Here is a 13,255-nt window from a genome sequence, read left to right on the forward strand (position 1 = left end):
CGCGCCTCACAAGGTGACGGGGCAGCTGGGTGAATACCCATGCTGGCAGCTGTAGGCGGTGCCGACGCTGATGCGCTGGAAGCTGCGGTTAGGATTGACAACAAGAGCAGCGAACGACATGGCGAAGATAGCCATCAGAAGAACGATGATGCTGAAGCGACGTATCAAGATTGCCATGCCCATTTCCCCTTACTGTTGTCCTGTCCCGTAATCTGGACATGACATTGCCACAGTTGGACTGAACCAACTCTGAGAGGCAGGTTCATGCCGGGTTCAGGGAGGTTAATGACTTGGAGGATCGGCGTTCCGTTGGACCAGACTATTCAGCAAAGGCTACAGTGCCCGCTGGTGATGCTGATCAATCACAGAGTGCGGACTCGGAAGACGGGTGGACTTGGGCCTTTATATGGATTTGGACTGCGGTGTTTTTTCCCGCGATAATCGCCCCGTTCTTCCCCAACGTAAATGTGGTGATGCCGCTTTTATTGACGTGCTTCCTCGTCATGGGCGTATCAATAGCCAGTATCGCCATGTTTATATTTCTCGTCTGTATGAGACGATGGCGTAATCTTTTGTCGATGCTTGTTGGACCGTTTCCGGCAGCGTTCTTGACCTATGGGTCTTTAACATCGCCGTACTCGCCGGTACCGTATTTTCTCTTGCACCAGGCGACATACATGGAGGAGGTTAAGAAAAAATCCCCCAATGAAAATGGCGAAGTCCTATTTGAGGTCGGAGTAAGCGGACTATCAATATCGTCTACTACCTTATACGTCGTTTACGATCCCTCTGACAGGAACGAAGCCGAGATCGGCAAAATCAATATGGGTAGTGCGCAGAAACTGCTGGACCATTTCTACTATTTGAGGACTGATTTTTGAGTGATGCACGGTCGGACTCGAAGCGACCAAGATTTTGAAGCGTAGGGGAAAATGCGGAAGATCGCTAAGCAGATTGGGCGATTCTGGTGATGCCGGTGGCGTAACGATCATCTATCCGCACTATCAAGCCCCTGTTTTGACTTTCTTCTTCGTGGGCGCGGGTGGCGTGACCATCACGGTCTCTGCTTCGCGTGCCAGGCGCGCTTCACGCAGGCGTTCTGTTTTCTTCAGGCGCTGTGCGGTTTCCGCAGCCAGGATCTGAGAAACGGCATCGTTGGTTGCTGTGGCTTTTTGCTGAGGGGTTAGTTTGCCGGGCTTGAAGAATTCATCTTTCGTAGCGGTCATGTCGAAACCCTTTCATTGCGAGAAAGCGCCGTGCGTCTTTGTAGGCGCATGAAGACGCTTTCACTGTTCAATACAAGCATCGCAGTCTGCTGAAAATCTTGCTCGACTTTCAGGTCGATACTGTCGCTATCAGCGTGTGCGTACTGCTTTCTTCGGCATAGGCAGAAGGCCTTCACGCTGCATCTTCTTCTTCGCAAGCTTGCGATGACGACGCACCGCTTCCGCTTCTTCACGAACGCGCTTTTCCGAGGGCTTCTCGTAGGACTGGCGCGCGCGCATTTCGCGCAACAGACCTTCGCGCTGCATCTTCTTTTTCAGTACGCGAAGCGCTTGATCGACGTTGTTATCTCTGACGAGGACTTGCAAAGGCTTTTCCTTACTCGGCTTTACGCCGCTATTTTCTTGTGCGTACCAGATCGTGGTTGATCCAGCCGCCCGGTTTAGAGACTTTAGGAGCGATAGCATCCGGTGTCTGGCTGACCGATGCCTCAACATCGATGTCGTCGTGAGCGACGGTGCGATCGAAGTTTTCGTTGGCCAGCCTGATACGGTATCGTCTGCCGCCCTGTGTTTCCGGCATGACCGCAACAATCTTGGCGCTCTGCTGCGATGCGAGATCACCGTGATGTCTGGATTTCAGAACGATGACATTGCCGATTTTGTAAGACATTCTTGGCATCAGGATCTCCTATGCCATAAAGAACAAAAGGCCGAGCGATGCCCGACCTTTCTTCAGTCACTCAGCGTCTGCTGCCAGTACATCCGTGGTCAGCGTCCGCGAGAGACAATTTATGCCGCCTGAAGGTTGTCGGCGGAGTTCTTGCCGGACCGGCGGTCCTGAACGATTTCGAAGCTGATCTTCTGACCGTCCGTGAGCGAACGCATGCCAGCGCGCTCTACAGCAGAGATGTGGACGAAAACGTCCGTGCCGCCATTGTCAGGCTGAATGAAGCCGAAGCCCTTGGTGGCGTTAAACCACTTTACAGTACCAGTGTTCATAACGATTTCCTTTCGTAGCAATCGTTGTTGGTCCCGAAATACCTTGCGGGATTAGATCGATGTTTTGAGAGGAAATCCGACGGGAGCTAAGCTCTGGACCGACGTCACAAGCAATGGTCGATGCCAGCAATATAGGCTCAATTTTCGGTTTTGCAAGGCCCAATTACAAAATAGCCCAAGAAAGGCAAGTACGCCACGCGGTACTGCGACCAAAGCCGTCTCACTTGGGCCTCCGCCGCTTTTCGATTGCGGGCCGAGCGGCGGAGTTCCCCTCTAAGTGAAAGCAGGGCGCAAACGCACTCTACTTTTTGAAGACCTTCTGCAAGAACGCTTCGAGCGATGGACGCCAGACATCCATCTCGTGACCGAGACCCTTATATTCTACATAATCATATTTGATCTTCTTCTCGTCCAGGGTCGACTTCAACCCGGCGATGTCCTTGCCAGTCACCTGATCCTGTGTGCCGACGGTGACGGTGAAATTGCGAAGGCTCTCGTTGATTTTTTCCGGCGTGTTGAGCGCGGCCTCTACACCCTTGTTCGGAACGGTCGTAGTGGAGACGCCACTAAAGTTCGCGATCCAGCCAAATGTACCGAGATGAGTGAGGCCCGAGACGAGTGCCTGATAACCGCCCTGAGAAAGTCCGACCAGCGCACGGCCATCGGCGTCGTCGCGCACGCGGTAATGCGTCTTCATGTAGGGGATGAGGTCTTCCACCAACTCCCGGTCGATCGCATCCGCATTTGCAGGATAAAACGTCTTGCGGCGGTCTGCCGCGGGGAAGTTTTCCGGGGTGGCCTCCGGTGTGTCAGCCTCTGTGTCAGGAATGACGACAATCATCGGCTCCATCTTCTTTTCCGCAAAGAGATTGTCGAGTATTTGCGGCGCGCGGCCCTGCGTCACCCAGGAATCCACCGTGTCTCCAAAGCCGTGATAGAGATAGAGTACGGGAAGCGGCTTCGATATATCGCTGTAGCCGGGCGGAGTATAGACATAGGTCTGACGTTGCGATTTGAGCGCCTTCGACGGGATTGTCACTAGGCGCAATTCGCCATGCGGCACATCGCGAATATCGAGAATGCTGCCAGGCACGAGCACAAGACTGGTGTTTACCTGTCGTTGGGGCTTGGGCATGTTCGTGCCGGTGTCGATGCTGCGAAAGCCATCGATGTTGAAGTAGTACTCGTAGAGATTGGGCTTCAGCGCTTCGGTCTTTACGCTCCACAGACCATTCTCTGCCTTCGTCATCTCAAGCGGCGCGCGTGAGCCGAGCACGACCGAAACCGCCTTTGCAGAGGGAGCGAAGAGACGGAACGTGATGGAGCCGTCCTTGCCGACTGAGGTAACGAATTCGCTCAAGGGACGGTCGGCGGGTGGTGCCGCAGGTGGATCGATTGCCATGGCAGGTCCGCTCACAATACAGGTGGCAGCGAGTAAATAGGGCAGAATTAAACGCAAATTCCTTCTCCTCCAGATCAAATACCCCCGCGGGTAAACTGTCAGATCAAGAATGGCATTTCAATGAATTAGAAAGCCCTCAAATTTCGGCAGGCCGCCGCGACACGAAGCACTCAGTGCCGGCATGTCGGTAAGAAAAAAGGCGCCGCAGCAAGGGCGCCTTCGTTTCATGGCGTTAGCGTGAGCCTTAGCCGATCATCGCGTTGTCGTCGCGCTTGATGGCGATGATTGTGGAGCGTGGCAATTTACCCTCACCATCGGGGAAAGGAGCGTCGGGATGCTGGATGCCGACGAAGTGGGTGCGCTTGTCGGCAGACCAAGTCTGACCGGTCACTTCCGACCCTTTTGGCGCCGTCAAGAAGCGCTCGATCCGGCCAGTGACGGGATCGCCCGCCAGCATCTGGTTGTTGCCTTGACCGGCAAAATCGCCCTCGTTGCTATCCTCTCCGTCGGTCTGGATCCAGAGCAGGCCGGTCGAATCGAACATCATTCCGTCCGGCGAGTTGAACATGTTGCCGGAGTTGATGTTGGAGGAGCCAGCATAGGAATCTTTATGCACATCCGGATTGCCAGCCATGCAGAAGAGATCCCACTTGAATTTGCCGTCGGCATGATCGTCATTGGCAGGATACCAGCGAACGATTTGGCCGTACTCATTCTTCTCACGCGGATTAGCCGCGTTGACGGCCATCACGTCACCGCCTGCATTGGTGCGAATCTTTCCGTCTTTTACCTCGCCGCGGCGGCTGTTGTTGGTCAGCGCGCAATAGGCTTCAATAGCAACCGGGTTGATGGCGACCCACTCCGGGCGGTCCATGGTCGTGGCGCCAACCTTGGATGCGGCCTGACGGGTAAAGACGCAGATTTCGTCCATCTTCATACCGGTCGATTGCGGCGTCAGAGCTAGCCATTCGCCAATGCCATCATCGGTGAACTTGGCAACATGGAGCGTGCCTTCGTCTAGCAGCTTGGACGTGTCGCCGCCTGGAACATAGATGCCGCTGGAAACGAACTTGTAGAGGAATTCACCGCGCTCATCATCGCCCATGTAAACGACGACGCGACCATCACGCGCCACCACAACAGCAGCGTTTTCATGCTTGATGCGCCCAAGTGCGGTGCGCTTGATCGGCGTAGAGGAGGCATTGGACGGATCGATTTCCACTACATAGCCAGCGCGGCGCGGCTCGTTCGGATTCTTCGAGACATCGAAACGCTCGTCGAACTTCTCATAGCCATAGCGCGTCTCGGCAGCGATGCCATAGCGCTTGAAGTCATCCGGCATTTTGAAGTTGGGCTCAGTGGAGCCGAAATAGCCGTTGAAGTTCTCTTCGCAGGTCAGATAGGTGCCCCATGGCGTGCGGCCTGCGCCGCAATTGTTGAAGGTGCCAAGACAGTCTACACCTTTCGGGTCGGCTGCTGTCTTGACGAGTTCCGAGCCAGCAGCAGGACCGGAAAGCTTCAAGGGCGTGTTGTGGTGGATACGACGGTTGAACGGGCTGCCGACGACGATCTCCCAGCCGTCCTTGCCTTCCGCCACTTCCATGACGGTGACTCCTTGCATGTGCTGCAGGATCTTCACCTCATCCAGATTCGCTGGCATGCCTTTTTCGCGGTGGGGCAGGTTGGTTTCGTTGTTTACATATTCGTGGTTTACCGCGATCAACTGGTGGTTGCCGACGACGAAAAGCTCCATGCCATCGGTGTTCTCTCCGAAAACCTTGTCTGAGTTTTCAACGCTGACGCCTTTTGTAGGGTCGATATCGGCCACGTTGGGGAATAGTGGCTGACCCCACTTGGCAAGCGGCTTCCAGCTATAGCCTTCCGGCACATGGACAGTGTGATCGGTTGCGGCGAGCACCGGCTTGAATGGAAAGCGAGAGGCAGCCTCCTGCGCTTGAGCTGAAGTCGAGGTCGCAAGATTGCCAAGTGTGCCAAGAGCCGCGGCCGCAGAGCCGAAGGCCAGCAAACCACCGAGGAAACCGCGACGCGAGACGGCGGATTCGACGACGCGGTCGAAATCAGTCACGGCTGGCGGGGGATTTTGCAGCTCGTCCCACTCGTCCCAGCTGAGCTTGCTTGTGTCGATGTTGGTCATGGCGCTCTCCGTTTGCTTACTCCGGGAAAATTTCAGGCAGCAACTAAAGCGGGTTTATTACAGCGATGTGACGGGTTGATAGGCGGCGTACCTCTTCAGGTTGCGCCTCTCATGCGACCGCTGGTGTGGGGAAGATGCCTGAGTGGTAGTGGCCGGTCGCATTCCACCCCTTGAATGGACAAATTGCTGTGAATGTCACCCAGAAGCGCCGCGAGCGGTCTACCCGCAGCCTTTGTTGAGCGCGCGATTGGGCACCACGGCTTGCTGGGAGAAAGTCAGCCTGCTCGGAAACGAGATGGCTGGAAAATAACGCCCGGCCCCTGCGCCATCGCTCCTTGAACGCGGTGGCAGGAGTGCCCTGATGGCCCTCAATCGTGCGACCATTTTCTTGTGATGAATAAGGGCAGCGCTTGGCTGCCCTTTGTGATCCTTACAGTCTTGTCCAGGTCTGCGATTTACACAGCACCTTCAACACGCAACCCTTCATGCTGAGGGAATTGCCCGACACCGTGCCGGAGCCGCTATAGGTCTTGTCGGCTGCCGGGTCGGTAATTTCACCCGAGTAGCTGTTGCCGCTGCCCGTCATCTTGCCGATCTGCTTGCCGGCATGTTTTCCCGTCTTCAGCGTCACGCAGAATGCAGAGCCGCACTTTGCGATTGCTGCGGTCTCACCGCTCGCTGTCTTCCAGTTGCCTTCGATGGCTTCGGCAGCAAAGACATTGGTGCTGATCAAAAATGCCAGACCTGTGAGAATCGTCAATTTCTTCATATGGACCTCCCAATCCAAAAAAGGCACGGCAGCGCAGTGCTGCCCGTGGCTTTCGCAACTCCAGTGCGAATGGACATCTTTATAGTTGACGTTCACGTAAAAGGAAACCTGAAGGCGGGGCGGATGAAGAATTTTTGGTGTGTCCTAAGACCGAATGTGTCGCACCCCGAAAACGCAAGCTTCTGCCGTGGTTAGCAGAGCGTTTAAATCCATCCGTAAACTTTTCGTAAAATTGCAGCGAAAACCCTTAATTTGCAGGCCCTCCCATATTTAACAAAAATCCAATTTTACCAATCGTTTGGACTTTATTTGGCCCCCGTTAATCATGGATTTTAAGCGCCCGTTGAAGGCCGTTTGGCATAGTGAGCTCAACAAAGAGCAGGAACAACCTGACGACAGCCGGAGACGAAAAAGCCGCAGAAGACGGTAGCGCTCCAAAGCTGAAAAAGCTTTCGCAGAGAAGCGGACAAACAGGAAGAATACGGGCAAACAGGGACTAGAAAAATGGCAAGATTTGAAATGCGCGATATCGAGTTGGCAGTTGCCGGTGGACAAAGCCGCGCGGATGTCTTCTGCAATCTCGGCCTGATCTATGCAACAGGCCGGGGCTGCCCGGTGGATCTCATTGCCGCCCATAAGTGGCTGAATATCGCAGCCATCAAGGGTTCAGAAAGAGCTGCATCGCTACGCGCCGATCTTGCCCGCAACATGACCAAAGCAGACCTCGCTGCAGCCCTTCGCGCTGCCCGCGACTGGATGACCACGCACTGAATTCCAAGAAGACGATTTCAAAAAGACGGAGCGATCAGAAGATCGCCAGTGGTTTCGACTGGTAACCTCCAGTCCCGGTCGAGACACCCATGATACCGCAAACGCCGACGGCAACGCCGCATGCTTGCAACGAGAGATCAAAACCGTGACCGGCAGAAACAAGGCCGGCACGGTTTTTTCTTGTTTGATTGTCAGCCGATCGCTTTCAAGACTTTCGGCAGAGCCTCGGCGAAAAGGTCGAGCTTGTCGTCCGGGCCAGCGCTCACTCGGATACAGCGGTTGAGCGGTTCCACGCCCGGCATGCGGATGAAGACGCCATGCTCCATTAATCCGTCCACGATGGATTTTGCATAGACGCCGTCTTTGTGACAGTCGATAGCAACGAAGTTCGTCGCCGAGGGGAGGGGCGAAAGACCGTTTTGCCGTGCAATCGTGGAAATACGCTCGCGGGCATTGGCGATGCGCTTCACAACGTCGCGCAGATAGACTTGATCGTTAAGTGCTGCCAGCGCCGCTGCGATCGAAACCCGAGACATGCCGAAGTGATTGCGAATCTTGTCGAATGCTTGCGCATTGCCGAGTGTGCCGATCGCATAACCGACGCGCGCACCGGCAAGACCATATGCTTTGGAAAAAGTCCGCATGCGTAAAACATTCGGCATACCGATCATGGCGCGGACGCTGGGTACCGCACTTTCCGGTGCCGTTTCGCAGTAGGCCTCATCGAGAATCAGCAGGCATGTTTCCGGCAGCGCCTTGGCAAAGGTCAGCACCTCGTTTGCGTCCCACCAACTGCCCATAGGATTGTCGGGGTTTGCGAAATAAACCAGCGGCGCATTTTCCTTTATGACGAGATCGAGCAGTCCATCGAGGTTCTCGTGGTCATCAAGATAGGGCGTCGTTACCAACCGGCCACCATAGCCATTCACATGGTAATTGAACGTCGGGTATCCACCGAAAGACGTGACGACCGGCGTACCCGGTTCCACCACCAACCGAACGATTTCACCCAGCAGTCCGTCCACACCACTTCCAATGGCGATATTGCCTCGCGAAATGCCGTGATGGATGGCGAGCGCTTCACGCAACTCGTAATTTTCCGGATCGGTATACATCCATGTTTCGCCAGCGGCATTGCGCATTGCCTCGAGCACGGAAGGTGAGGGTCCAAAGCCGCTTTCATTGGCGCCGATACGCGCTTTGACTGCCAGTTTTCTGTTGCGCTCTATCGCTTCAGGACCAACGAAAGGGACCGTGGATGGAAGCGAGGCGGCAAGGGGAGTGAAGCGCGAAAATGCGGACATTTCAGTGGGTTCCGTGTTTCTTGAAGCGGATGGCCTCACAATAGAAACAAAATCGGCCTGCGCAAGGCAGGCCGACATCTATGTCGCTATTTTTCGCTGTCGACTCTAGGTCGCGTCGTTATCAGAGCGACGTCTCGAAGCTCAAGCGACGGATATGGTGCAGAAACTCGGGATCGATCAGCATGTTGAAACCGACAGAAGCGTTTTCCTCTTCCCTCCGGATCAGCGTGCAGCCGATTTCATCGCGTATACCGATAATCTCAAGATAGAAATTGCTGGGAAGATCGAGATGAGGGCTGACTTCGATGTCTGCTCCATAGAGAGAAATCTTGCGGATGAGACAACGCATCGTGTTGCTGGTGCTGAGATGATGGCCGATGAAGGTGATCTTACCGGGTCGGTCGATCACATATTTTTCATACATCTCGTCTTGTGGAACGGCACCCTTTGTCTTGATATCTATATTGAGTGTCATGACAACCTCCCGATTGTCTCTTCTCGTCCTTGAATGATACGCCTGCCGAGTTGCCGGATTCTGAAGGCAATTCGTAAAATGCCGTATGTCTGTCCCATTTTGCCACGGCATGCGCCGAGCGAACTGGTCTTCTGTGACGTTGGTAGAACATTATTATCTCCAGAAGGTTGCGCGGAGCTTATAGAACCGCCGCCGGTAGACGCCTCGCACGTGGTTGACGTGAAGCGTACTTGTCGTTACGCCTGCTTCGATACGGAAGACGCAGGTTCGGGTGGAGCATTTCAGATGGCGGGCAGACTGGTCATTATCGGCGCTGGGCAGGGAGCCTTCGCTCTCGCTGCCAAGCTTCGTGCTTTAAAGGACGATCGTCCCATCACCATCATCGGTTCGGAAGAGGTTCTTCCCTATCAGCGTCCGCCTTTGTCCAAGAAATATCTCATGGGCGAAATGAGTTTCGATCGGTTGGAATTCCGATCTTCTCAATGGTTCTTGGACAATAATGTCGAGATCCGACTCTCCACATGGGTCGAGGAAATCGACCGCAAGGCGAAGACTGTCCGGATGCAGGATGGCTCCGTGCTGGCTTACGATAAGCTCGCACTGGCAACAGGTGCGGCGCCTCGTTTGCTCCCCGCGGGCGTGGGCGGCGATCTGGACGGAGTCTTAACCGTCCGAGACAAGCGCGATGCCGATCGGCTGAGGGAGGAAATGCAGCCGGGTCGGCGGTTGTTGGTCATAGGCGGCGGCTATATCGGACTGGAGGCCGCAGCGGTAGCGCGTCAACTTGGGCTTGATGTTACGCTCATTGAAATGGCCGACCGGATTCTTCAACGAGTCGCCTCGGCTGAAACAGCCGCCATTATGCGCGACCTGCATGTATCGAAAGGGGTTTCCGTTCGAGAAAATACAGGTCTTGTGCGACTTGAGGGAGAGGGTGGACGTGTAAAGAAAGCAGAGCTTTCGGACGGTTCGTCACTGGACGTCGACTTCGTCATAGCCGGCATTGGTGTTACTCCCAATGACCGCTTGGCCCGTGAGTCGGGCTTGGCAGTAGGCAATGGTGTCATCGTCGATGAGTTTACCCGCACCTCCGATTTCGACATCCACGCTATGGGCGACTGCGCAGTTTTGCCAATGAATGGTGCGGCGGTTCGTTTGGAGTCGGTGCAGAATGCGGTCGATCAGGCGGAGGCTGCAGCGCTCGTGCTTTCAGGCGAAGAAAGGCCTTATCTGCCAAAGCCGTGGTTCTGGTCGGATCAGTATGACGTGAAGCTGCAGATTGCTGGCTTTAACGCGGGTTACGACGAGACAGTGCTCCGTCCCGGCCAACGAGCGGGAAGCCACTCCATATGGTACTTCAAGCAAGGCCGGTTTGTCGCTGTCGATGCTATCAATGACGCCAAGGCCTATGTAACCGGCAAGAAAACGCTCGACACGGACTTCCCACTCAACCGTGCGATCCTTGAGGATCCTGCCGCCGACCTGAAATCGCTTTTGACATGAGGACTGAGATGCGCGCCGCTGAAAATCGCTTCAAGAATGCCATCCATCGCGGTGAACCGCAAATAGGCCTCTGGCTGGACATGGGGGAGGCAATTGCGGCGGAGATCGCTGGTACCGCTGGGTTCGATTGGCTGGTGATCGACGGAGAACATGGCCCGAACGATTTGCGAAGCATTATCGATCAGTTGCGCGCACTCGAGACGTCTTCCGCCGAACCGGTCGTGCGCGTTCCAATGGGAGAAAGCTGGATCATCAAGCAGATGCTGGACGCCGGAGCGAGAACGCTTCTCGTTCCCATGGTCGATTCTGCCGCGCAGGCGAAGTCGCTGGTATCTGCAATGCATTATCCGCCGAGAGGAGTTCGTGGGATGGGGGCTGTAGTGGCTCGCGCGTCTGCTTTCGGTAGCATTCCAGACTATAATCAGACGGCGTCGGACAGCGTATGTCTGCTGATCCAGGCCGAGACACGCGCTGCTATTGCCGATCTCGATAATATTCTGGAAGTAGAGGGAGTGGACGGCATCTTCATCGGTCCGGCCGATCTGGCCGCCGACATGGGGTATCTCGGAAAGATAGATGAGCCCGAGGTTCAGTCGGTCATTGAGGGCGCGATTCGTAAGATCGTCGCTGCCGGCAAGGCCGCTGGAATCCTGACGTTCAACGAATCGTACAATAAGAGATACCTTGAGCTAGGTGCTTCTTTCGTCGCCGTTGGTGCTGACGTATTTGAATTCTCAAACGTTTTGAAGAAACTCGCCGCTAGATATAAAGGCGGGTCGCTGGCGGCAAAAGCGTCCGGCTACTGATCATCAATCGTCGTTGCTGGCATTCAACTTTTCCGGCGGAATCCCTTCTTCGCCCGAAGAAAGGTGGCCCTCTTCAATAAGCCGTTCTCTCAAGATACGGTAGAGCGCTTCCTGTTTATCCAGTCCGAGTTCATCGGCGAATGCCTGGAGGGCTTTATCGATCTGGTGCGGAAGGTCCAAGAGAACATCTCCATCTTCAAGCAAAAATAAGGGCAGGAGGACGAACCTTCCTGCCCTGAGCATAATGCCCGTTAGCGCCAGCGATAAATGCTGCTGCTGTTGTGCTGAGTCGATGCGTTCGCGACGAAGTATCCCAGTGCGAAGCCGAGCGCGCCGACGACTGTCAAAAGCGACGTAGCAGTGCCGGGATTTTCTTTAACAGCCTCAACGACATTGTGGCTCTGCGCTTTAACGGTCTGCGCCGCATTCTGCGCGACGCGCTGCACTCTGCCTTTTGCTTCATCGACAAAATCCGAAGCTTCGCCCGAAAACTCGCTCGCGCGGGACGAGACGGACTTCGAGAGCGAAGCGATCTGCGAGCGCAATTCCGCGATCTGGTTCTCGACGGAATCTTCAACGACGTTCAGTTTGGTCTGTGCCATTTGAAATCACCTCATGTTGTTTCCGAGGCGATAACGCGACCAAATTAGATAATGTTCCATAACGGACGAAGATGAAACGGCGTAACTTTTGGTCCTATGGGGGATGTCCGACTCAGTGGAGGCTCCCGCAAATGACACCACATCCTGCGGGACGCGCCCCCCGGCATGGGAGTACAAGAACCAAGCCCAAGTGCATCCAATCTTATCCCGCAACTCGGTATTCCCGCCTTAATTGTCGTCAACGAGGAAAGAAATCCGACGCATCGGTGGTCGCGTTGGCTCGCCCAGACCAGCTGGCCTGTGGGATCCGCTCAATATGGGTGGATGATTTTCAGTTTAGGGTGCGTGCATGAACGCTTCTGGGAGAGGCATATTTGAATATCTTATTTCAAATACACTGAAGATATTCAGCAGCAAATTATCGGGCGAGATAAATTGGGGGATGGCGGAGAGGAAGGGATTCGAACCCTCGATACGCTTTTGACGTATACTCCCTTAGCAGGGGAGCGCCTTCGACCACTCGGCCACCTCTCCGGTGCCGCCTGATTATTGCGTAAGAAAAACGAATGCAAGCGCTTTTACAAAGAGATTGGAAAAAGAGTGTTTGAGCGCCGTTTTTCCGTGTCAGCGATGAAGATTGGCAAACGGAAGAACGACGACTTATCCGAATCAGAAATGAACAGGCGTGATTCTCCGCTGAGTAGAAGGAGACGATTCTCTCCGGGACGGTCTTTTTCTCAGTCGTCTTCGTAAGCTGATCCTCATGAATTGAAAGAGGACGGCTATCGGTAGGGGGCGCAATATGTAGGAAGTGAGTGAGTGTGAGTTGCGGCGAAGCGACCACACCATCGCCTCATGCGACTGCTTTCCCGCTGATTTTATTAACGAATCTTTAAACTATAAAGACCGGATCCAACCGGAATGTGTTTTTTGAGCAACATTGTTATGTGAAGCACCTGTGAGAAGTGGTCATAAATCGGTTTGTCGATTGCAAGCTACGAACGCTTTTGTATTTTCAGCAACGGAAGCGCGGCGGTGGATCGCTCGTTTTCAAAAAAAACGGGAATGGGGCAGGGAATGCTGTCCTTCAGCTTAAGAACCCAGACCCTTATGAAACTTGACTGGAGGTCAACATGAACATCAAGAGCCTTCTCATCGGCTCCGCTGCAGCTCTTGCAGCAGTATCTGGCGCAAAGGCCGCTGACGCTATCGTCGCTGCTGAGCCTGAGCCCCTGGAATACGT

16 protein-coding genes and 1 tRNA gene are annotated in these 13,255 nt (G+C 54.6%); 4 read left to right on the plus strand and 13 right to left on the minus strand.

Translation table 11 applies throughout. The features are described 5' to 3' along the window. Positions 1–6: 6 nt before the first annotated feature. On the minus strand, positions 7–177 hold the full coding sequence (locus QZ869_RS08390) for a hypothetical protein (protein WP_296017991.1): 171 nt from the start codon (positions 175–177) through the stop codon (positions 7–9). A 113-nt stretch (positions 178–290) separates the two neighbouring features. On the opposite strand from QZ869_RS08390, the gene QZ869_RS08395 reads away from it, so the two are divergent. Next, positions 291–881 (plus strand): hypothetical protein, encoded by a 591-nt coding sequence (locus QZ869_RS08395; RefSeq protein ID WP_296103937.1) that lies wholly within the window; start codon positions 291–293, stop codon positions 879–881. Positions 882–1,004: 123 nt separating this feature from the next. Here the strand turns inward: QZ869_RS08395 and QZ869_RS08400 are convergent, their stop codons facing one another. From QZ869_RS08400 to QZ869_RS08430, 7 genes are all read right to left on the minus strand, one after another. Continuing rightward, a complete protein-coding gene (locus QZ869_RS08400) occupies positions 1,005–1,226 on the minus strand; it encodes a hypothetical protein (RefSeq protein WP_296039375.1) in 222 nt (73 codons plus the stop codon). 129 nt (positions 1,227–1,355) lie between these two features. Then, the gene (gene rpsU, locus QZ869_RS08405; RefSeq protein ID WP_296017911.1) at positions 1,356–1,592 is read right to left on the minus strand and encodes a 30S ribosomal protein S21; all 237 of its coding nucleotides are present in this window, start codon (positions 1,590–1,592) and stop codon (positions 1,356–1,358) included. A 28-nt stretch (positions 1,593–1,620) separates the two neighbouring features. Further along, positions 1,621–1,905, minus strand: a complete 285-nt coding sequence (locus QZ869_RS08410; protein ID WP_296103939.1) for a cold-shock protein — start codon at positions 1,903–1,905, stop codon at positions 1,621–1,623. Positions 1,906–2,015: 110 nt separating this feature from the next. After that, complete coding sequence (locus QZ869_RS08415; RefSeq protein ID WP_296017907.1) at positions 2,016–2,225, minus strand: cold-shock protein; 210 nt, start codon at positions 2,223–2,225, stop codon at positions 2,016–2,018. Positions 2,226–2,526: 301 nt separating this feature from the next. Next, positions 2,527–3,684, minus strand: a complete 1,158-nt coding sequence (locus tag QZ869_RS08420) for an alpha/beta hydrolase-fold protein (RefSeq protein ID WP_296103941.1) — start codon at positions 3,682–3,684, stop codon at positions 2,527–2,529. 187 nt (positions 3,685–3,871) lie between these two features. After that, complete coding sequence (locus tag QZ869_RS08425; RefSeq protein WP_296103944.1) at positions 3,872–5,782, minus strand: PhoX family phosphatase; 1,911 nt, start codon at positions 5,780–5,782, stop codon at positions 3,872–3,874. A gap of 430 nt (positions 5,783–6,212) precedes the next feature. Next, positions 6,213–6,551 carry a DUF2147 domain-containing protein gene (locus QZ869_RS08430; RefSeq protein ID WP_296017902.1) on the minus strand — a complete coding sequence of 113 codons (339 nt, stop codon included), beginning with the start codon at positions 6,549–6,551 and terminating at the stop codon, positions 6,213–6,215. 504 nt (positions 6,552–7,055) lie between these two features. Here QZ869_RS08430 and QZ869_RS08435 point away from each other — a divergent pair. Then, a complete protein-coding gene (locus QZ869_RS08435) occupies positions 7,056–7,322 on the plus strand; it encodes a sel1 repeat family protein (RefSeq protein WP_296017900.1) in 267 nt (88 codons plus the stop codon). Between the two features lie 191 nt (positions 7,323–7,513). Here the strand turns inward: QZ869_RS08435 and QZ869_RS08440 are convergent, their stop codons facing one another. Continuing rightward, positions 7,514–8,626 (minus strand): pyridoxal phosphate-dependent aminotransferase, encoded by a 1,113-nt coding sequence (locus tag QZ869_RS08440; RefSeq protein ID WP_296039367.1) that lies wholly within the window; start codon positions 8,624–8,626, stop codon positions 7,514–7,516. Between the two features lie 121 nt (positions 8,627–8,747). After that, a complete protein-coding gene (locus tag QZ869_RS08445; RefSeq protein WP_296039365.1) occupies positions 8,748–9,101 on the minus strand; it encodes a hypothetical protein in 354 nt (117 codons plus the stop codon). Between the two features lie 285 nt (positions 9,102–9,386). Here QZ869_RS08445 and QZ869_RS08450 point away from each other — a divergent pair, with 285 nt between their 5' ends. Further along, positions 9,387–10,604 (plus strand): FAD-dependent oxidoreductase, encoded by a 1,218-nt coding sequence (locus tag QZ869_RS08450; protein ID WP_296103980.1) that lies wholly within the window; start codon positions 9,387–9,389, stop codon positions 10,602–10,604. A gap of 8 nt (positions 10,605–10,612) precedes the next feature. Further along, on the plus strand, positions 10,613–11,410 hold the full coding sequence (locus QZ869_RS08455; protein WP_296017893.1) for an HpcH/HpaI aldolase/citrate lyase family protein: 798 nt from the start codon (positions 10,613–10,615) through the stop codon (positions 11,408–11,410). 3 nt (positions 11,411–11,413) lie between these two features. Here QZ869_RS08455 and QZ869_RS08460 read toward each other — a convergent pair whose 3' ends face one another. The 3 genes from QZ869_RS08460 to QZ869_RS08470 form a co-directional block, all read right to left on the minus strand. After that, positions 11,414–11,590, minus strand: a complete 177-nt coding sequence (locus QZ869_RS08460; RefSeq protein WP_296103947.1) for a hypothetical protein — start codon at positions 11,588–11,590, stop codon at positions 11,414–11,416. A gap of 71 nt (positions 11,591–11,661) precedes the next feature. After that, the gene (locus QZ869_RS08465; RefSeq protein ID WP_296017890.1) at positions 11,662–12,012 is read right to left on the minus strand and encodes a hypothetical protein; all 351 of its coding nucleotides are present in this window, start codon (positions 12,010–12,012) and stop codon (positions 11,662–11,664) included. 443 nt (positions 12,013–12,455) lie between these two features. Continuing rightward, positions 12,456–12,546 (minus strand) — tRNA-Ser (locus tag QZ869_RS08470). Positions 12,547–13,255 lie beyond the last annotated feature (709 nt).

Source organism: uncultured Agrobacterium sp., from assembly GCF_913777885.1.
Classification (GTDB): Bacteria; Pseudomonadota; Alphaproteobacteria; order Rhizobiales; family Rhizobiaceae; genus Agrobacterium.

What these genes read in the sequence shown, in the direction of transcription:
- QZ869_RS08410 (WP_296103939.1), bottom strand. Translation starts at nt 1,905, where the DNA reads ATGCCAAGAATGTCTTACAAAATCGGCAATGTCATCGTTCTGAAATCC.
- QZ869_RS08435 (WP_296017900.1), top strand. Translation starts at nt 7,056, where the DNA reads ATGGCAAGATTTGAAATGCGCGATATCGAGTTGGCAGTTGCCGGTGGA.
- QZ869_RS08465 (WP_296017890.1), bottom strand. Translation starts at nt 12,012, where the DNA reads ATGGCACAGACCAAACTGAACGTCGTTGAAGATTCCGTCGAGAACCAG.
- QZ869_RS08440 (WP_296039367.1), bottom strand. Translation starts at nt 8,626, where the DNA reads ATGTCCGCATTTTCGCGCTTCACTCCCCTTGCCGCCTCGCTTCCATCC.
- QZ869_RS08415 (WP_296017907.1), bottom strand. Translation starts at nt 2,225, where the DNA reads ATGAACACTGGTACTGTAAAGTGGTTTAACGCCACCAAGGGCTTCGGC.
- QZ869_RS08430 (WP_296017902.1), bottom strand. Translation starts at nt 6,551, where the DNA reads ATGAAGAAATTGACGATTCTCACAGGTCTGGCATTTTTGATCAGCACC.
- QZ869_RS08450 (WP_296103980.1), top strand. Translation starts at nt 9,387, where the DNA reads ATGGCGGGCAGACTGGTCATTATCGGCGCTGGGCAGGGAGCCTTCGCT.
- QZ869_RS08455 (WP_296017893.1), top strand. Translation starts at nt 10,613, where the DNA reads ATGCGCGCCGCTGAAAATCGCTTCAAGAATGCCATCCATCGCGGTGAA.
- QZ869_RS08390 (WP_296017991.1), bottom strand. Translation starts at nt 177, where the DNA reads ATGGCAATCTTGATACGTCGCTTCAGCATCATCGTTCTTCTGATGGCT.
- QZ869_RS08425 (WP_296103944.1), bottom strand. Translation starts at nt 5,782, where the DNA reads ATGACCAACATCGACACAAGCAAGCTCAGCTGGGACGAGTGGGACGAG.
- QZ869_RS08400 (WP_296039375.1), bottom strand. Translation starts at nt 1,226, where the DNA reads ATGACCGCTACGAAAGATGAATTCTTCAAGCCCGGCAAACTAACCCCT.
- QZ869_RS08445 (WP_296039365.1), bottom strand. Translation starts at nt 9,101, where the DNA reads ATGACACTCAATATAGATATCAAGACAAAGGGTGCCGTTCCACAAGAC.